Consider the following 19130-nt stretch of genomic DNA (forward strand, 5'->3'; position numbering starts at 1 on the left):
CCGGCCTAGCTGCCGCGCTTGAGCTGGTCTTTGAGCTGGGTCGGCAGCTGGCGGATGATCAGCATGTCGCGCTGCTCGTCGTATTCCACGCGCGAGCCGAGCAGATGTGCCTCGAAGCTGATGGAGATGCCTTCGGCACGGCCGGTAAAACGCTGAAACTGGTTGATGGTCTTGCGGTCGGTCGGCACATAATCGCTCAGGCCGTAATCCAGATTGCGGATGTGCTCGTAGAAGGCGCGCGGATTCTCTTCGTCGAGCGCTTCGGACAGTCCTTCCAGCGCGACCGGCTCGCCCTTGCGCTGCTGCTCCTTGGTGTACTGCACCAGTGCCTTGGTTTTCTCCTGCACCGGCTCCTCTTCCAGCCCGGTGGTGTCGATGTAGTCGCTGAAGGCGCGCAGCAATGTGCGGGTATCGGCCGGGGCATCGCCGTGCTCCTCGGCGTGCAGCAACTCGAGAAAAGCATCAGCCAGCTTCTTGCCGCCCTTGCCCTTGAGCAGGGAAATGTAATGGCGCGAGGCAGCGTTGTTGCGCCATTCGCTCAGGTTGATGCGGCAGGCCAGTTGCAGCTGGCCCAGATCCAGGTGCTGAATGTCTTCCGGTTGCAGCGCGTCGCTGATGCGCAGACCACGGCGCTGTGGCAGCAGGGCGACCACGCAGTAGTCGGCCATGTTGAACTGGTACAGCATCAGGCACAGGTGTGCGCTCTGGTACAGCTGGTGCTCATCGAGCAGCTTTTGCCAGTGTTGTGCCAGCTGCAGGCCGAGCGCATGAAACTCCAGCTCGCCGGCATGCAGGGCCTTGAGTCCGGCCGGCAGGGCCAGTTCGTCATCAACAAAACAGGCCCAGCTTTTGCCCTGTTTGGCATTGTAGTTGTCGTTGAAGTCGACCAGCAGGTCTTCCAGCTCGCTGGTGATTTCCAGCGGGGCCGCGCCAGCCTGCAACACGGCGGGGCTGTCGTCGGGTTTCTTGTCCAGATGGTGAATGACGCAATGTTGGATGGGCATGTTTAACCTGTAAATTCCGGGGTGTCGCTGCGGCCTTCTTTCAGCTCTTGCAGACGGCGAATGACGAAGCGTACGTGCAGGTGCAGTTCATAAAGTTCGTGGGTGTAGGACAGGGGAACCTCGACCTTGGCCAGTTCGTTTTGCAGGGCCTGCAGGCGGCCGATTTCCTCGTTCAGCTGTTCAGGCAAGGTGTTGCGGTTGAACTTCTTGTCGATGTCACGCAGGTATTTGTACCAGCGGTAAATGCGGGCGCGGATGCGCCAGCGGTAAACCGGGCCGGCAATCTTGAACAGCGGGAACAGCACCACCAGCAGTGGAATGACCAGAATGATGTAACGGTCGGCCAGTGAGGCGATGCGGAATGGCAGGTAGCGCTGCAGCAACGGCGGGCCCTTGCGGTGGAAATAGTCGGCTNTAGCTTGGCAATGGTTTTGAACAGGGGACTTTGGGTATTCATCTTGTAGTCCTTTACAAGAAAACATCGATGCGGAAATAAACCGGTCTTTCCTTGCGTTCAAGGGCATCCGGGCGGGACAGGCTGCGGGCACTGGTGACGGACAGCGCCAGGTGTTCGCCCTGTGCGCTGAATTCAAAGGCATGGCTGGCCATGCGGCCACTGCTTTCATGGTTGTAGGTGTCGCCACGGATGGCGCCCAGATCGTAGGCGGCCAGCAGGCTGTATTGCTGCAGCAAGGGTTGCAGCCAGTGCCAGGTGATCGGGCGGTTCCAGCGCAACTGGTTGCGCCAGTAGTAGCCGCTGTCGCCGGTCAGGCTCTGGTCTTTATAGCCACGAATGGAATACAAACCGCCCAGGCTGAAACGCTGCGGGCTGTAGAGCACGTCTTCACTACGTTGGGCACTCAACAGGCTGTCGAAGCTGAAGCGCTCGCCGGCCAGCTGGAAGGGTTGCAGGTAGCTGGCGGTCAGGGAGTATTTGTTATAGCGGGCCACTGGCTGGCCGCCTTTGGGTGAGCCTTTGCGCTGGGCATCCAGTGCGCCGCTGCCGCGTTGCCAGCCCAGGTCGACGTTGACAAAGGCGCTGCCCACCCGCCGGCCATGGTTGAAACCCAGTTGATATTCAGTCAGGCGCTGGCTCGATACATCCAGCAAATAATTGTCCAGATAGTTGCGGCTGCGCAGGTGGCTGATGCCAATATTTACGGCTGTCTTACTGGTGCTGTCACGGTGGATGACACGCTCGGCGGTGAGTGCCTGAGTGGTGCTAACGCCATCCAGCACAAAGGAGAAGCCCTGCCCCTGCGTGCGGGTACGGTAATAACTGTGGTTGTAATGGTAGTTGAAGGTCCACCAGCCATAGGGCAGCTGGTAGCTCAGGCCATGACTGGCCGAGTGGCGATAACGATCGCTGACGGCATCCTTGCTGCCCCGGACACTGAGCTGGTCAGCCAGCCCCAGTGGGCTGTCCCAGCTCAGCCAGGTGCTCCACTGTTGTTCACCGGTGCTGCGCTGGCCGTCGTTGTGACGGCTCAGGCCGGCACGCCAGGGTTTGCTGCGCTCNCAAAGGCTTGCGGGTCGGCCCTGGGCCAGTCGCCGGGGGCTTCAAGCAGGCTGCCGTCGGCCATGACTTTTTGCGCGGTAGCCAAGATCAGCGGGGCAATCGCCGGGTGGAACTGGTTATTGACCACCAGCAGGGCCTGGGCACCCAGGGTCTGCATGTCGTGCGCCGGCTGGTCGTTGGGCAGGCTGAGCAGGCCACGGCTGACATCAATACCTTGCACAAAAGGCAGGCGGTGTTCATAGGCGTTGACGCGGGCAATGGGAAACAGCCGCACTTCCGGATGGGCGGCCAGCTGCTGAATGAGGTCGCTTTCGGCCGGAGCCATGAAAAAAGCGCCATCCAGCTCGGCAGCCAGCAGTTGTTCGGCGGCTTTCTTGCCGGTGAAGGGTTGCCAGTTGCCGCCAAGACTGTCGGTATCGATGCCGATTGACTGCAGCAGCGGCTCAAGCAGCAGGCGCAGTCCGCCGGCGGGGCTGCCAATGGCAATCCGGCGTTCGGTCAGGTCTTGCAGGGTATCAGCTTGCAGGTGACGGCGTACAAACAGCCACAGCGGTTCCTGATAGACCGCGCCCAGGCTGTGCAGGGACTGGCGCTGCTGTTCGTCCAGTTCGCGTTCCTGGCCGCTTTGCAGCAGGGCGAGATTGATGCCCGAGTCCTTGTCCAGCAGGCGTTCGGCATTCTGGACCGAGCCGCTGCTTTCAACCAGTTTCAGCTCGAAGTGTTCACGGGCGAGTTCTTCCTGCAGGCGCAGGGCGAAGGCATGATAGCCGCCACCGGCCGCGCCGGTGCTCATGGTTGCCGACATCGGTGGCGGCGGAGCGACAAAGTAGAACAGGGCGGCAACCAGCGCACCCAGTACCGGCACCAACCAGAGGTTGGCGCGGATCATGATGGACAGGTCCTGGAAAAAACGACTCATGTGTGTGCTATCCGGTTATATAAAACGGTTGGTCATTATACGCAGACCGCTAGGGGTTGGCTTGGCGGGGATGATGTTTACACCTGTTTGCCGAGAGTACGATCTTTATAGCAGCGTTGGGGTATGGGTGGAGCAAACCCCGTGCCGCCATCCCTGGCGGCACGGAGCCTACATGGACGTACTTGCGGCGTGTTTGCGAATCCATACCCCAACGCTGCAGACACAGAACTTGTCAGCCTCTAACGCTCGTCTTCAGCCTCTGTCCCGGCCTTGCGGCGTGGAATACCCATGCGCTGGCGGCGTTCCCACAGGGACTTGCGGCTGATGCCGAGGCGGCTGGCCAGCTCGGTTTCGGTCATGCTGTCCTGGTGCTCCAGCACAAACTGCTGAAAGTAATCCTCCAGGGATTGTCCGGTCTGTTCTTGCGGGGCCTTGGCATGGGCGGCAGGCTGCTCCAGGTCGACATCAATACCGAGCAGATCAAGAGTGACGCGGTTGCCCTCGCACAGGATGACCGCCCGCTCGATGGCGTTTTCCAGCTCGCGCACATTGCCCGGCCAGTGATAGTGGTGCATGCCCTTGAGGCATTCATCGGTGAAATGCATCGGCTCGGTACGTTTGGCTTTCAGGCGCTGGCGTTCCAGCAGGGCGGTGGCGATTTCGCTGATGTCGTCACCACGCTCGCGTAGCGCCGGCAAGGTCAGGGCGATCACATGCAGGCGATAGAACAGGTCTTCGCGGAACTTGCCCTCTTTGGCCAGCGCCTTGAGATCCCGGTGGGTGGCGGCAATCAGGCGGATGTTGACCTTCTGTGACTGGGTCGAGCCGACCCGGCGGATTTCGCTTTCCTGCAACACGCGCAGCAGGCGGGCCTGGGCTTCCAGCGGCAACTCGCCGATTTCGTCGAGAAACAGGGTACCGCCATCGGCGGCCTCGACCAGCCCGGCACGCGCCTTGTCGGCTCCGGTAAAGGCACCCCGCTCATGGCCGAACAGCTCGGACTCGATCAGGGTTTCGGGAATGGCAGCACAGTTGACGGAGATCATCGGGGCACCGGCCCGGTCGGACAGGTTGTGCAGGGCGCGGGCGACCAGCTCCTTGCCGGTACCGGATTCGCCATGAATCAGTACGTTGGCATCAGCGGGAGCGACCTTGCGGATCTTGACAAACAGTGCCTGCATGGCCGGGCTGCTGCCGATGATGCCGATATCGCTATTGTCGCTGGCTGCCGGCTGCCCGCCGACCGGAGCCTGATCGCCCGGCGTTTCTTCGTCAGTTGTCGCGCGGGCATGTTCCTGTAGAATCCGGGCGATGGTGGCCAGCATGTCCTGGTGGTCAAACGGTTTGGCAATGTAGTCCATGGCGCCCAGTTTCATGCTGTCCACCGCCGAGCGCAGGCTGGCGTAGCTGGTCATGATCAGCACCGGCGTGGTGCCGGCATGCTGGATGATTTCCGTACCCGGAGCACCGGGCAGACGCAGGTCACTGATGATCAGGTCGTAGGCGCCGGGACTGAAACCGTCCAGGGCTTCCTGTACCGAGCCGGCCTCGCTCACCTGGTAGCCGTTGCGCTCCAGCAGGCGCTTGAGGGCTGAGCGGATGATGGGCTCGTCTTCAACAATGAGGATGTGGGACATTGATACTCTCTCTACTTGTGAATGCTGGCGTGATGCTGTTGCGGGTAACCTGTAATGCTTGCTGGTCAGATTAGCCCGGAGTGTCCGGAGCCGGCAGGCTGCGGGGCAGGCGGATACAGAATCTTGTGCCGCCGGGCGTGTCAGGCAGGGGGCTGGTGACGCGGATGTCGCCCTGATGTTCCCTGACGATGGAGTAGGCCATGGCCAGACCAAGCCCGGTGCCTTCGCCCGGGTCCTTGGTGGTGAAAAACGGCTCGAACAGCTGACTCTGGTGCTCGGGTGCGATACCGCTACCCTGGTCGGTGATGCTCAGCTCGACCCAGTCGCGGCCGGCCCGGGTTGCCATCAGGATCAGTCCGCCGGGCGGGCTGGCATCGCGGGCATTGCCGAGCAGGTTGACCACCACCTGGCTCAGGCGCTGGGGATCGCCCTTGATCCAGTGGTCGGGCTGGCACAGGTTACGAAACTCCACACTCTGCGCATCGGTGTTCAACGATAAGAGGTTCACCGCATCTTTGCAAACTTCCAGCCAGCACAGTGCCTCGTGGCTGTTGTCGTGCGGCTGGCCGCTGCGGGAAAAGCCCATCATGGACTGTACGATGCGGGTGATGCGCCGGGTCTGCTCGATGATCTGGCCGCTGATTTCCTGCAGTTCCTCATCGCTGGTACGCTCTTCCTGGATGATCTGGGCCAGGCAGGCGATGCCGGTCACCGGGTTGCCGATTTCATGGGCGACGCCGGCGGCCAGACGCCCCAGCGAAGCCAGCCGCTGGGCGTGAATCAGCTGGTCTTCCAGCTGACGGTTTTCGGTGATGTCTTCAACCAGCAGCACCATGCCGCTGTCACCGGGTGCGCCGGGTTCGGCAATGGCGGCCTTATGCAGGTTGAGCCAGCGCGACTGGAAACTGCTGTGCAGGCGTTTTTTGTGCAGCCGGTTTTCCGTGCCCTGGCTGAAGCTCACCAGCAGGTCACGCCAGGGGGCATCGATACTCTCCAGCGGCGAGCCGAGCACACGGGCCGCACCGATGCCGGTCAGGTTTTCCATGGCCAGGTTCCACAGGGTGATTTCCGCTTCCCGTGACAGGGCGCAGACACCCAGCGGCAGGTTGTGCAGCGTTTGCCGGTGGTGGCGGCGGACTGCGTCCAGCTCGGCGGCCAGGCCGGTCAGGCGCGAGCGGTAGTCTTCCAGGCGGTTTTCGATGAAGTGGATGTCTTCGGTGACATAGTTGGCGGCAGCGTTTTGATAAGGCAGAAAGCTGGACACCAGATCCCGGGCCACGCCCGGCCCGAGCAGCCCGGACAGGTTGGCCTCGATCCGGTCACGCAGGCGGCGCAGGGCAAAGGGCCGGCTCTCGTCCATGGGCAGTTGCAGGTCGCTCAGGGCACGCTGCACTTCGCGCTGGGCGGTGATGCTGCCCAGCGGCTTGGACAGGGCAAAGGCAAACTCGTGGGGCGAGCCGGCCTGCAAGCGGCGGCTTTCCGGCAGCCGTGAGCGGTTGACCAGGCAGGTCTGGCGGCTGATCTGCTCTTCTTGCCGGGTGCTGCTGAGCAGGGATACCAGGGCAAATACCAAGCTGTTGGCAATGATGGCAAGAGCGGTCGCCTGCTGCCAGCTGTCTTCGGCAGACAGGTAGTCGAGCCCGAGGTCGGACAGGGGCAGGCGGGTAGCCAGGCCAAGGGTCGGCAGCAGCATGCTGTAGGCCCAGATCAGCAGGCCGGTGAGGGTGCCGGCCATGAAACCATTGCGGTTGGCCTTCGGCCAGTACAGCAGGGCCATCACACCGGGCAGAAACTGCAGGCCACCGGCAAAGGAAACCACGCCCAGGCTTGACAGCTGGTGTGTCGAGCCAAGCAGCAGGTAGACAACAAAGCTGGCCAGGATGATGGCGGCGATCAGCAGGCGGCGGGTCCACTTGAGCCAGCCGTAGATGTTGCCGGTGGCCGGCGGTTGATAGACAGGCAGGATCAGATGGTTGAGCACCATGCCGGACAGGGCGATGGTGCAAACGATGATCACCCCGCTGGCCGCCGACATGCCGCCCATGAACGACAGCAGGGCCAGTGTTTCGTTGTTCAGGGCCAGCCCCAGGCCAATGGCGAAATACTGCGGCTCGGTGGTCACGCCCAGTTTCAGGCCGGCCCACAGGATGAGTGGAATGGGCAGGCTCAGCAACAGCAGGAACAGCGGCAGGCCCCAGCTGGCACTGACCAGCGAGCGTGGCTTGAGGTTTTCGGTGAAGGCCATGTGGAACATGTGTGGCATGACGATCACGGCGGCAAAAAACAGCAGCAACAGCACGCGCCACTGGCCGTCCTGCATGGGTTGTTGTAGTTGCTGCAGTATGGCCTTGTTGTCGCTCAGCCATTGCTGCAGGCCGGCGGGGCCGTCAAACAGCTGGTACAGCAGCCAGCCGGCCACTGCCAGAATGGCCAGCAGCTTGAGCAGTGACTCGAACGCCATGGCGAAGACCACGCCCTGGTGCTTTTCCCGGGTGGCGATGTGGCGGGCACCAAACAGGATCGAGAACAGGGTGATGATCAGGCAGAAAACCAGTGCGATGTTTTCCTGCACCGGCGAGCCGGTCAGCAGCTGGGCGGTATCAGCCACCGCCTGGATTTGCAGCGCCAGCAAGGGCAGGGTGCACAACAGCAAACCCAGGGTGGTCAGGGTGCCGGCTGCGGTGCTGCGGAAACGAAAGGCAAACAGGTCGGCCAGCGATGCCAGCTGGTGGGTGCGGGTCAGCTCCAGTAGCGGGTAAAGCAACACCGGCGCAAGCAGGAAGGCACCGGAAATACCCAGATAGATGGCCAGAAAACCATAGCCGTACTGATGGGCCAGCCCGACCGAACCGTAGAATGCCCATGCGCTGGCGTATACGCCCAGCGACAGGGTGTAGATCAGCGGATGCCGCACCAGCTGGCGCGGCAGCAGGTTTTTTTCTGCCAGCCAGGCGGTGGCAAACAACGTCAGCAGATAGCCGATGGCCAAGCCGGTCAGATGGATTACGCTGATGGTCATGGGCGGCCACCAGCCGGAGGAATGCAGGCAAGGTCTTGCATGCTAACAGGACTCGCCATCACGCTTGCCCTGCAAAAGAAAGGTGAGCACGATCAGCAGTAGCCAGAGCAGATAAGGGCGATACCAGAGGTCGTTGTTGGCCGTCCACCAGTCCATGATGGCGGGTGAAAACAGGTAAATGCCGACAACCAGCAACAGGATCAGGCGGTAGATGTACATGAAAGCGCTTCACTGACAACAGGTGTTACCGATGGTAACCCGTGGTTGTCATGCCTGCCAGCCGGACAGCCCCTTCTTTAGGTGTAGGCTCGGGGCTGGATGTTTCAGCAGCCATTCTGCCGGAGGGTAACTCCTTCCGGCAAGGCGAGGCTGGAGCAAACCGCTTCGTCCACAGGGCGGTTACTGTGCGTTCAGCGCCTGGCCGTTGACTCCCTTGCTGTCCGGGCCAAGCAGATACAGGTACACCGGCATAATGTCTTCCGGCGCAGGGTTGCTGTTCGGGTGTTCGCCCGGATAGGCGGCGGCACGCATGGAGGTGCGGGTGGCACCGGGGTTGACACTGTTGGCACGCACATGGGTTTCATCCAGTTCGTCGGCCAGCACCTGCATCAGCCCCTCGGTGGCGAACTTGGACACCGCGTAGGCACCCCAGTAGGCACGGCCCTTGCGGCCAACGCCGCTGGAGGTGAAAACCACGGAAGCATCCTCCGACAGCTGGAGCAGCGGCAGCAGGGCGCGGGTCAGGCCGAAGGTGGCCTGCACGTTGACCTGCATGACCTCGGCAAACTTGTCATCGGGAATTTGTTGCATGGGCATGCGCGGGCCGAGAATCGAGGCATTGTTGAGCAAGCCGTCCAGCCGGCCGAATTCCTGCTCGATCATTGCGCCCAGCTCATCGAACTGGGCGGTGGTGGCGGTTTTCAGGTCCAGCGGGATCACTACCGGCTCCGGGTGGCCGGCGGCACAGATCTCGTCATACACCAGATTCAGGTTTTTCTCGGTCTTGCCCAGCAGCAATACCGTTGCGCCACGGGCGGCGCAGGCCCTTGCGGCGGCGGCACCAATGCCGCGGCCGGCACCACTGATCAGGATGATGCGCCCTTTGAGCAGGTCGGGCGCGGCAGTGTAATCAAACATGGTTCAGTCTCTTGACGGGTTCGGATAATCGGCTTGCAGCAGCGCCAGTATGGCGCCGGCCAGCTGTGTGGAATGGGTGACATGGTGGGTGGCGCCCCAGCCCGGCGGGTTGTCCTGCGGGCCGTGATAGCCGTAACCGACCGACATCGACGGCATGCCCGCCGCCTCCGCCGCCTGGATGTCCCGCAGGTCATCGCCGACATACAGGGCGTGCTGCGGAAGCACATCCAGCTGCCGGCAGGCCAGCAGCAGCATGTCGGGGGCGGGCTTGGGCTGGCTGACCTGTTCGGGGCAGACCAGTACGGCAGCCCGTTGCTCCAGTTGCAGGGCATGCAGGATCGGGCGGGCAAAACGTTCCGGCTTGTTGGTGGCAACTCCCCAGGGAATTTGCCGCTGCTCCAGCAGCTGCAGCAGTTCGGCCAGCCCGGCAAACAGGCGGCTGTGCGCACAGGGATTGGCATGGTAGCGTTGCAGGAAATCATCCTTGAGTGCATCAAAGCCGGCCTGTTCCGGTGCGGTTTCCAGCGCCAGAGCGACCATCGCGGCGGCACCGGCCGATACCCGCTGGCGGATCAGCTGTTCGTCCATGGCGGGCAGGCCGCGCCCGGCCCGCATCTGCTGCAGGATCGCGATGAAGTCCCGTGCGCTGTCCAGCAGGGTACCGTCCAGATCAAACAAAACCGCCCGGATGCACATGATTACAGGGGCTTGCTGCAATGCATCATGTAATTGACGTCGACGTCGTTTTCCAGCTTGTAGCGTTTGAGCAGCGGATTGTAGGTCAGGCCGACGAGATCGTGGATTTCCAGTTCGGCCTGGCGTGCCCAGGCACCCAGCTCGGAGGGTTTGATGAATTTCTTGAAGTCGTGGGTGCCGCGCGGCAGCATGTTGAGCACGTATTCAGCCCCCACCACCGCCAGCAGATACGCCTTGGGGTTGCGGTTGATGGTGGAGAAAAACACCTGGCCACCGGGTTTGACCAGTTTCTGGCAGGCGGCAATGATGGAGGACGGCTCGGGGACGTGCTCCAGCATTTCCAGACAGGTGACCACGTCGAATTGGCCGGGCATCTCTTCGGCCAGCTGTTCGGCAGTAATCTGGCGGTAATCGATGTTCAGGCCGCTTTCCAGCTGGTGCAGTTTGGCCACCGACAGCGGAGCTTCGCCCATGTCGATGCCGGTCACCTCGGCCCCGCGCTGGGCCATGGCTTCGGCCAGAATGCCGCCGCCGCAGCCCACGTCCAATACCTTTTTACCCGCCAGCGGGGCACGCTCGTCGATCCAGTTGACCCGCAGCGGGTTGATGTCGTGCAGGGGCTTGAACTCGCTTTCACGGTCCCACCAGCGATGGGCCAGTGCTTCGAATTTGGCGATTTCCAGAGGGTCAACGTTGCTCATGCGGGGTTCCTGTCAGGTGGATGCCGGCGCAAGCGGGGCCAGGCGGAGCTTGCGCATTCAAATGCGGCACATGATGCCAGTTTTCGCCGGCGTTTGCTGTAATGCTGGTCAAGAAAGCGGATAAGACAACTCAGCCGGCCTGAATCCGCTGGCACCATTCGGTAGCACGGGCACGAAGGGCGGCGGTGTCCATGCGCAGCAGCTGCCGGCTGGCGACCAGTTGCTTGCCGCCCACCCAGACATGCTCCACGGCATCGCTACTGCAGGCATACACCAGTTGCGAAACCGGGTCATACACCGGCTGCACCGCCGGGGCGGACAGGTTGATGCTGACCAGATCGGCCAGCTTGCCGACTTCCAGCGAGCCGGTCCGCTCCTGCAGGCCCAGCGCACGTGCGCCATTGAGGGTGGCCATGCGCAGCGCCTGATGGGCATTGAGTGCGCTGGCATTGCGGCTGACCGCCTTGGCCAGCAAGGCAGCGGTGCGCATTTCTTCCAGCAGGCTGAGATTGTTGTTGCTGGCCGCGCCATCGGTACCCAACGCCACATTGATGCCGGCCTGCCACAGGCGCTCGACCGGGCAAAACCCGCTGGCCAGTTTCAGGTTGGAGCGGGGGCAGTGCACCAGGCTGCAGTTGTGGGTCAGCAGCAGGTCGATGTCGGAGCGCTCGACCTGTGTCATGTGCACCGCCTGGAAATTCGGCCCGAGCAGGCCGTGCCCGGCAATGCGCTCCAGCGGCCGCTGGCCATGAAGTTTCAGGCTTTCTTCCACTTCGTGGGCGGTTTCGTGCAGGTGCATCTGTACATTGATGTCCAGCTGGTTGAGCAGCGTGGCCAGCTTGCGCAGGTTGTCATCGTTCAGGGTATAGGGCGCATGCGGACCAAAGGCGATGTCGATGCGCGGGTGCTGCTTGAAATCGTCAAACAGCTCCAGCCCCCGGCGCATGGCATCATCGGCACTGCGGATGCCGGGCATGGGGAAATCGGCCACCGGCATGCAGATCTGCGCGCGGATGCCGCTGTGATGCACCTGCTGACAGGCCGTTTCCGGATAAAAATACATGTCCGAGTAGCAGGTCACGCCAGCCAGCAGCTGCTCGGCGATGGCCAGATCGGTGCCATCACGCACAAAATCCTCGTTGACCCAGCGTGCTTCCGCCGGCCAGATGTGCTCCTGCAGCCAGGTTTGCAACGGCAGGTCATCGGCCATGCCGCGAAACAGGGTCATGGCGGCATGGCCATGGGCGTTGACCAGCCCGGGAATCAGCAGGCTGTCGGGCAGCTCCAGTATCTGGCCGTAGTTGTGTCGCAGCGCCTGCTCGCGTGGCGCGATCAGCGCGATGCGGTCGCCGGCAATGGCCAGGCCGTAATCCTCCAGCACCACGCCGGCCGGCTCGACCGGTACCAGCCAGCGCGGGAGTAGCAGGGTGTCGTAGCGGTTGGGCGTGTTCATGGTGATTCCGTTCCGGGTAGATTGTGTGATGCAAATGTACCTGATGCGGCCAGGGTTTTGTGCTGTCTGTGGCTGGTTATTTTTTGCAACAAGGTGCGGCTTTATCCGCACATCTCCGTTTGTTGTGTGTTCGAATAAATTCGAACCTGCAGGTCTGTACAGCTATACTCCGGCGCGGTATGGGTTGGAGGTGTGCAGATGCGTGAACAGTTGATCAGGGCCGAGCAAATCAAGCCGCTGGAATGGCGTGGTGGTGTGTTGCGCCTGCTGGACCAGCGCGTGCTGCCGTTGCAGCAGGCATGGCTGGAGTGTCGCGATGCAGCACAGACCGCAGCGGCGATCCGTGACATGGTGGTGCGCGGCGCACCGGCCATCGGCATTGCGGCTGCCTATGGCGTGGCGCTGGCGGCGCGGCAACGCCATGCCGAAAGCGCTACCGGCTGGCGAGCAGCTCTGGCAGAGGATATGCAGCTGCTGGCGGCTTCACGGCCGACAGCGGTCAACCTGTTCTGGGCGCTGGAGCGCATGCAGCAGGTGCTGGATGCCCATGCCGGACAAGACTGTCCGCTGGCGCAACTGGATGCGGCGGCGATTGCCATTCACGAAGCCGACCGCGAAGCCAACCTGTGCATGGCGCAGCTGGGCATGGAGGTCATCCGCCACTATTGCGAAGCACCGCAACACCTGCTGACCCACTGCAATGCCGGCGCGCTGGCCACCGGTGGCTTTGGCACCGCGCTGGGCGTGATCCGAGCCGCCCATCTGGCCGGGCTGGTGGAGCATGTGCACGCCGACGAAACCCGGCCCTGGCTGCAGGGCTCGCGACTGACCGCATGGGAGCTGGCCTGTGATGGCGTGCCGGTGTCGGTGAATGCCGACTCGGCGGCGGCGCACCTGCTGCGCGAGGGCGATATCACCTGGGTGATTGTCGGGGCTGACCGCATCACCGCCAACGGCGATGTGGCCAACAAGATAGGTACTTACCAGCTGGCGGTGCTGGCACGCTTTCATGATGTGCGCCTGATGGTGGTCGCGCCCAGTTCAACCATCGACATGCAGCTGGCCAGCGGGGCCGACATTCCCATCGAACAACGCAGCGCCGATGAGCTGCTGCGGGTCGCCGGCCAGCCGGTGACCACGGAACTGCCGGCGTTCAATCCGGTATTCGACGTTACACCGGCCAGTCTGGTGGACGTGATTGTCACCGAGCGCGGCGTGGTCGAGCAGCCTACAGCAGAAAAGATGCGCCAGCTGATGCAAGAGGGGGCGTTGCACTAAGCTTGCCGGATGCAAAAGGGTTTCCGGCCAATCAACCCCTACATTGTAGTAGAAGGATGAACTGCAGATGTATACAATATGCGAAACAACGATTTTCAACAGGTACTATCGCGACTACTGGTCCGATGAAGAATACAGCGACTTCAAGGTATTTCTTGCCACGAACCCGGAAGCGGGTGTCGTCGAACCGGGGGCCGGAGGCATCCGTAAAATACGCTGGTATTCCGGCCAGAGCGGAAAACGTGGTGGCGTCAGGGTGATCTATTACAACAGGCTGGCCAGCGGGCAAATCTGGCTGCTGACCATTTATGGCAAATCTGCCGTTGATCAGCTCGACAAGAAGCTGCTGCGCCAATATGTGGAGGCACTCAATGAATCACTTGAAACGCATTGAACAACGGGATGCGGCACGCGACATCCAGGCCGAATTGCTGGAGGGCCTGCAAGAAATGGCTGCCGATATGCCTGCGGCCTCTCACCGGATCACTCAAACAGATGTCGCTCTTGCCAGGCAGAAAGCACAGATGAGCCAGGCCAGCTTTGCAAAAACTCTGGGGGTATCCGTTCGCACCCTGGAAAGCTGGGAGCAGGGCGCTCGCCGACCTTCCGGAGCAGCCCGCTCCCTGATCAAACTGTTTATCAAGCATCCAGAATTTGTACGGGAAGCGTTGAGCTGAGCTGATTTTTCAGTGCTGTTCTGCCGTGCGTGTCGGTGCAAAATCCCGGCTGCTCCGGCAAGGGCTTTTATGCTATACTCCGGCGATTGTGGAAATGGCCAGACGGGCCGTTTCAAGCACCTTGACTGAGAAAGGAACACAGCTTCCATGGGTGAACTCGCCAAAGAAATCCTGCCGATCAGCATTGAAGACGAAATGCGCCAGTCCTATCTCGATTACGCCATGAGCGTGATTGTGGGCCGTGCGCTCCCCGATGCCCGGGACGGGCTGAAACCGGTACACCGCCGCGTGCTCTTCGCCATGAAAGAGCTCGGCAACGACTGGAACAAGCCGTACAAGAAGTCCGCCCGTGTGGTCGGTGACGTCATCGGTAAGTATCACCCGCATGGTGACAGAGCCGTTTACGACACCATCGTGCGCATGGCGCAGCCGTTCTCGCTGCGCTATATGCTGGTGGACGGGCAGGGCAACTTTGGTTCGGTCGATGGCGACAACGCCGCCGCCATGCGATACACCGAAGTGCGCATGGCAAAACTCGCCCATGAGCTGCTGGCCGACCTGGAAAAGGAAACCGTCGACTGGGTGCCCAACTATGACGGCACCGAGCAGATTCCCGAGGTGTTGCCGAGCAAGGTGCCCAACCTGCTGGTCAACGGCTCGTCCGGTATTGCCGTGGGTATGGCCACCAACATTCCGCCGCACAACCTGAATGAAGTGATTGACGGCTGTCTGGCGCTGATCGCCAATCCCGACATGTCGGTCGACGAGCTGATGCAGCACATCCCCGGCCCGGATTTTCCGACCCACGGCATCATCAACGGCCGTGCCGGCATCATCGAGGCTTACCGCACCGGCCGAGGCCGGGTGCATATCCGTGCCCGCGCCGAGATCGAAGACATCGACAAGGCTGGTGGCCGCGAGCAGATCGTGGTTACCGAAATTCCTTACCAGGTCAACAAGGCAAAACTGATCGAGAAGATTGCCGAACTGGTCAAGGAAAAGAAAATCGAGGGCATCAGCGAGCTGCGTGACGAGTCCGACAAGGACGGCATGCGCATTGTGATCGAGCTGCGCCGTGGCGAAGTGGCCGAGGTGGTGCTCAACAACCTCTATGCCCAGACCCAGATGCAGACCGTGTTCGGCATCAACAACGTGGCGCTGGTCGATGGCCAGCCACGCCTGCTCAACCTCAAGGACATGCTTGAGGTGTTCGTGCGTCACCGCCGCGAAGTGGTGACCCGCCGCACCGTTTACGAGTTGCGCAAGGCCCGCGAGCGCGGCCACATCCTGGAAGGCCAGGCAGTGGCGCTGTCCAACATCGACCCGGTAATCGAGCTGATCAAGAACTCGCCGACTCCGGCCGAGGCCAAGGAACGCCTGATCGCTACCGCCTGGGAATCCAGCGCTGTGGCGGCCATGGTCGAGCGCGCCGGAGCCGAGTCCTGCCGTCCCGAGGAACTGGACGAACAGTACGGCATGCGTGACGGCTTCTATCACCTGTCACCCGAGCAGGCCCAGGCCATTCTGGAGCTGCGCCTGCACCGCCTGACCGGTCTTGAGCACGAAAAGCTGCTGGCCGAATACCAGGAGATTCTGCAACTGATCGGCGAGCTGCTGGAAATCCTCGGCAGTGAAGAGCGCCTACTGGAAGTGATCTGCGAAGAGCTGCAACAGGTCAAGGAAGGTTTTGGCGATGCCCGCCGTACCGAGATCGTCGCCTCCCAGGTGGACCTGACGATTGCCGACCTGATCCCCGAAGAAGAGCGCGTGGTCACCATTTCCCATGGCGGCTACGCCAAGAGCCAGCCGCTGGAAACCTATCAGGCCCAGCGCCGTGGCGGTCGCGGCCGTTCGGCCACCGGCGTCAAGGACGAGGACTACGTCGAACACCTGCTGGTGGCCAACAGCCATGCCACGCTGTTGCTGTTCTCGAGCAAGGGCAAGGTGTACTGGCTACGCACTTTCGAGATTCCCGAAGCATCGCGTGCCTCCCGTGGCCGGCCAATGGTCAACCTGTTGCCGCTGGAAGAGGGCGAGCGCATCACCGCGATGCTGGAAATCGACCTGGAAGCACTCAATGCCCAGGCCGAGGCCGAAGGTCTCAACGATGACGACATGCCCGAGCTGGCCGATATTGCCGAAGATGTGGACAGCGACGATGGCGACGATGGCCTGGAATATGACGAAGCTGACGGTGCTTACATCTTCATGGCCACCGCCAAGGGCACGGTGAAAAAGACCCCGCTGACCCAGTTCAGCCGTCCGCGCAGCTCCGGCCTGATCGCGCTGCGTCTGGAAGAGGGCGACACCCTGATTGCCGCCGCCATTACCGACGGTTCCAAACACGTGATGCTGTTCTCCGACGGTGGCAAGGTGATCCGCTTCAAGGAAAGCAAGGTACGCCAGATGGGCCGTACCGCCCGTGGCGTGCGCGGCATGCGCATCAGCGACGAGCAGCAGCTGATTTCCATGCTGATCCCCGAGCCGGGCGCCTACATTCTGACCGCTTCCGAAAACGGTTATGGCAAACGTACCGCCCTCGACGAATTCCCGCTGCGTGGCCGTGGTGGCCAGGGCGTGATCGCCCAGGTGCAGAACGAGCGTAACGGCTGTCTGGTCGGCGCGGTCCAGGTCCAGGACGGTGAGGAAATCATGCTGATCACCGATCAGGGCACGCTGGTGCGTACCCGTGTCGATGAAGTTTCCAGCCAGTCGCGCAACACCCAGGGTGTGACCCTGATCCGTCTGACCAAGGGCGAGCTGCTGGTCGGCATCGAGCGGGTGCAGGAGCCTTCAGGCGGTGATGATGAAGAAGAATTTGACGCAGACGTGGCTGACAGCAACGAAAGCGCCGCTGACACAACCGAAAACCAGGAATAAGCATCCATGACCACAAGAGCTTACAATTTTTGTGCAGGGCCGGCAGCACTGCCGGAAGAGGTACTGAAGCAGGCGCAGGCCGAACTGCTGGACTGGCAGGGTCGTGGCCTGTCGGTCATGGAGATGAGCCACCGCAGTGACGAGTTTGTCGCCATTGCCGAAACTGCCGAACAGGACCTGCGCGACCTGATGCAGGTGCCAGACAACTACAAAGTGCTGTTCGTGCAGGGCGGTGCCAGCCAGCAGTTTGCCCAGATTCCGCTCAACTTCCTGCCCGAAGATGGCGTCGCCGACTATGTCGACACCGGCATCTGGTCAAAGAAAGCCATTGATGAGGCCCGTCGTTTCGGCAACATCAATGTCGCCGCCAGCGCCAGGGCGCAGGATTATTTTGCCATTCCCGGCCAGAACGACTGGCAGCTGAGCAAGGGGGCCGCCTACCTGCATTACTGCACCAACGAAACCATTGGCGGCCTGCAGTTTGACTGGGTTCCGCAGACCGGCGATGTTCCCCTGATTACCGACATGTCGTCCGATATCCTGTCGCGTCCGGTTGATGTCAGCCAGTTCGGCATGATCTACGCCGGCGCACAGAAAAATATCGGCCCCAGCGGCCTGGTGGTGGTGATCGTGCGCGAGGACCTGCTCGGCCGGGCCCGCAGCAGCTGTCCGACCATGCTCGATTACAAGGTGGCGGCCGACAACGGTTCCATGTTCAACACCCCGGCGTGCTTTTCCTGGTACCTGTCCGGGCTGGTGTTCAAGTGGCTGAAAGCGCAGGGCGGTGTCGAGGCCATGGCCAGGGTCAACCATGAAAAACAGCGCCGCCTGTATGAGTACATCGACAGCAGCGAACTGTACAACAACCCGGTCAGCCGCAGCGCCCGCTCCTGGATGAACGTGCCTTTCACCCTTGCCGATGCTGCACTGGACAAGGTGTTTCTGAGCGGTGCCGAAGAGCGTCGCCTGCTTAACCTGAAGGGCCACCGCTCGGTCGGCGGCATGCGTGCTTCCATCTACAATGCGGTACCGCTGGAAGCCATCGACGCACTGATTGACTACATGAAAGCATTCGAGAAGGAGCACGGCTGATGAGCGAGCAGGAATTGCAGGCGCTGCGGGTACGCATTGACTCACTGGATCACAAGATTCTTGAACTGATCAGCGAACGCGCCCGCTGCGCCCAAGAAGTGGGCCGGGTGAAGATGGCCGAACTGGCCGAAGGCGAAACCGCTGTTTTCTACCGCCCGGAGCGTGAAGCCCAGGTGCTCAAGCGTATCATGGACCTCAATCAGGGCCCGCTGGACAACGAAGAGATGGCACGGCTGTTCCGCGAAATCATGTCCGCTTGCCTGGCGCTGGAGCAGCCACTGAAGGTCGCCTATCTGGGGCCGGAAGGAACCTTCTCCCACGCGGCGGCGCTCAAGCATTTTGGCCAGTCGGTACACGCCCGCTCAATGGCGGCGATTGACGAGATCTTCCGTGAAGTGGCCGCCGGCGCGGTGAGCTATGGCGTGGTGCCGGTGGAAAACTCCACCGAAGGTGCCATCAACCACACGCTGGACAGCTTCCTCGAGCACGACATCGTGATCTGCGGTGAGGTCGAGCTGCGCATTCACCACCACTTGCTGGTCGGTGACAACACCAAGACCGAGCATATCACCCGCATCTATTCTCATGCCCAGTCGCTGGCCCAGTGCCGCAAGTGGCTGGATGCCTACTACCCCAACGCCGAGCGTGTGGCAGTGGCGAGCAACGCCGAGGCGGCCAAACGCGTCAAGGGCGAGTGGAGCAGTGCGGCGATTGCCGGAGACATGGCAGCCAGCCTGTACGGCCTGACCATCCATGCCGAAAAGATCGAGGACCGTCCCGACAACTCGACCCGCTTCCTGATCATCGGCAGCCGCCCCGTTCCGGCCTCCGGCGACGACAAGACCTCGATCATCGTGTCGGTCAGCAACAAGCCGGGCGCATTGCACGAGCTGCTGATTCCGTTTCACGACAACGGTGTCGACCTGACCCGCATCGAGACCCGGCCGTCACGCAGCGGCAAGTGGTCCTATGTGTTCTTCATCGACTTCATGGGCCATCAGGATGATCCGCTGGTCAAGGACGTGCTGGAAAAAATCGTCAGCCAGTCCACCGGGGTCAAGGTGTTGGGCTCCTATCCTAAAGCTGTACTTTAAATTATTGAGCTGTAATCAAGCGGG

General features: G+C 61.7%; 15 protein-coding genes and 2 pseudogenes. 6 read left to right on the top strand and 11 right to left on the bottom strand.

Features of this window, described 5'->3' with window-relative positions; genetic code table 11:
* Positions 1 to 5 precede the first annotated feature (5 nt).
* From yejK to AR306_RS06085, 11 genes and pseudogenes are all read right to left on the bottom strand, one after another.
* Complete coding sequence (yejK, locus tag AR306_RS06035; protein WP_101496667.1) at positions 6 to 1004, bottom strand: nucleoid-associated protein YejK; 999 nt, start codon at positions 1002 to 1004, stop codon at positions 6 to 8.
* 2 nt (positions 1005 to 1006) lie between these two features.
* Positions 1007 to 1417 (bottom strand): annotated as a pseudogene (locus tag AR306_RS06040) (TAXI family TRAP transporter solute-binding subunit); the annotation flags it as partial.
* Positions 1418 to 1472: 55 nt separating this feature from the next.
* Positions 1473 to 2522 (bottom strand): annotated as a pseudogene (locus AR306_RS06045) (ShlB/FhaC/HecB family hemolysin secretion/activation protein); the annotation flags it as partial.
* Positions 2492 to 3442, bottom strand: a complete 951-nt coding sequence (locus AR306_RS06050) for a TAXI family TRAP transporter solute-binding subunit (RefSeq protein WP_101496670.1) — start codon at positions 3440 to 3442, stop codon at positions 2492 to 2494. The pseudogene AR306_RS06045 and the gene AR306_RS06050, both read right to left, overlap by 31 nt.
* Before the next feature lie 239 nt (positions 3443 to 3681).
* The gene (locus tag AR306_RS06055) at positions 3682 to 5079 is read right to left on the bottom strand and encodes a sigma-54-dependent transcriptional regulator (protein ID WP_101496671.1); all 1398 of its coding nucleotides are present in this window, start codon (positions 5077 to 5079) and stop codon (positions 3682 to 3684) included.
* Positions 5080 to 5149: 70 nt separating this feature from the next.
* Positions 5150 to 8098 (bottom strand): ATP-binding protein, encoded by a 2949-nt coding sequence (locus AR306_RS06060; RefSeq protein ID WP_101496672.1) that lies wholly within the window; start codon positions 8096 to 8098, stop codon positions 5150 to 5152.
* A gap of 42 nt (positions 8099 to 8140) precedes the next feature.
* Positions 8141 to 8317 (bottom strand): hypothetical protein, encoded by a 177-nt coding sequence (locus AR306_RS06065; RefSeq protein ID WP_101496673.1) that lies wholly within the window; start codon positions 8315 to 8317, stop codon positions 8141 to 8143.
* A gap of 180 nt (positions 8318 to 8497) precedes the next feature.
* A complete protein-coding gene (locus AR306_RS06070; RefSeq protein WP_101496674.1) occupies positions 8498 to 9235 on the bottom strand; it encodes a YciK family oxidoreductase in 738 nt (245 codons plus the stop codon).
* Positions 9236 to 9238: 3 nt separating this feature from the next.
* On the bottom strand, positions 9239 to 9931 hold the full coding sequence (locus tag AR306_RS06075) for an HAD-IA family hydrolase (protein WP_101496675.1): 693 nt from the start codon (positions 9929 to 9931) through the stop codon (positions 9239 to 9241).
* A gap of 2 nt (positions 9932 to 9933) precedes the next feature.
* Positions 9934 to 10632: a bifunctional 2-polyprenyl-6-hydroxyphenol methylase/3-demethylubiquinol 3-O-methyltransferase UbiG gene (ubiG, locus tag AR306_RS06080; protein ID WP_101496676.1), complete on the bottom strand. Its 699-nt coding sequence runs from the start codon at positions 10630 to 10632 to the stop codon at positions 9934 to 9936.
* A 130-nt stretch (positions 10633 to 10762) separates the two neighbouring features.
* The gene (locus tag AR306_RS06085) at positions 10763 to 12085 is read right to left on the bottom strand and encodes a TRZ/ATZ family hydrolase (RefSeq protein ID WP_101496677.1); all 1323 of its coding nucleotides are present in this window, start codon (positions 12083 to 12085) and stop codon (positions 10763 to 10765) included.
* Between the two features lie 198 nt (positions 12086 to 12283).
* Between AR306_RS06085 and mtnA the strand changes: the two genes are divergently transcribed.
* The 6 genes from mtnA to pheA all read left to right on the top strand — a co-directional run bounded on the left by mtnA (position 12284) and on the right by pheA (position 19106).
* Entirely contained in the window at positions 12284 to 13363 is a 1080-nt protein-coding gene (gene mtnA, locus AR306_RS06090) for an S-methyl-5-thioribose-1-phosphate isomerase (protein WP_101496678.1), read from the top strand.
* 67 nt (positions 13364 to 13430) lie between these two features.
* Positions 13431 to 13757, top strand: coding sequence for a transcriptional regulator (locus AR306_RS06095; RefSeq protein ID WP_101496679.1), 327 nt, complete (start codon positions 13431 to 13433; stop codon positions 13755 to 13757).
* A complete protein-coding gene (locus AR306_RS06100) occupies positions 13735 to 14040 on the top strand; it encodes a helix-turn-helix domain-containing protein (protein ID WP_101496680.1) in 306 nt (101 codons plus the stop codon). Before AR306_RS06095 ends, AR306_RS06100 begins: the two co-directional genes overlap by 23 nt.
* 147 nt (positions 14041 to 14187) lie before the next feature.
* Positions 14188 to 16920, top strand: a complete 2733-nt coding sequence (gene gyrA, locus AR306_RS06105; RefSeq protein ID WP_101496681.1) for a DNA gyrase subunit A — start codon at positions 14188 to 14190, stop codon at positions 16918 to 16920.
* Between the two features lie 6 nt (positions 16921 to 16926).
* Entirely contained in the window at positions 16927 to 18012 is a 1086-nt protein-coding gene (gene serC / locus AR306_RS06110; RefSeq protein ID WP_101496682.1) for a 3-phosphoserine/phosphohydroxythreonine transaminase, read from the top strand.
* On the top strand, positions 18012 to 19106 hold the full coding sequence (gene pheA / locus AR306_RS06115) for a prephenate dehydratase (RefSeq protein WP_101496683.1): 1095 nt from the start codon (positions 18012 to 18014) through the stop codon (positions 19104 to 19106). The genes serC and pheA overlap by 1 nt, the downstream gene beginning before the upstream one ends.
* The last annotated feature ends 24 nt before the right edge of the window (positions 19107 to 19130 follow it).

Origin of the sequence: Thiopseudomonas denitrificans (assembly GCF_002866065.1) — a bacterium.
In the GTDB taxonomy this organism is placed as follows: domain Bacteria; phylum Pseudomonadota; class Gammaproteobacteria; order Pseudomonadales; family Pseudomonadaceae; genus Thiopseudomonas; species Thiopseudomonas denitrificans.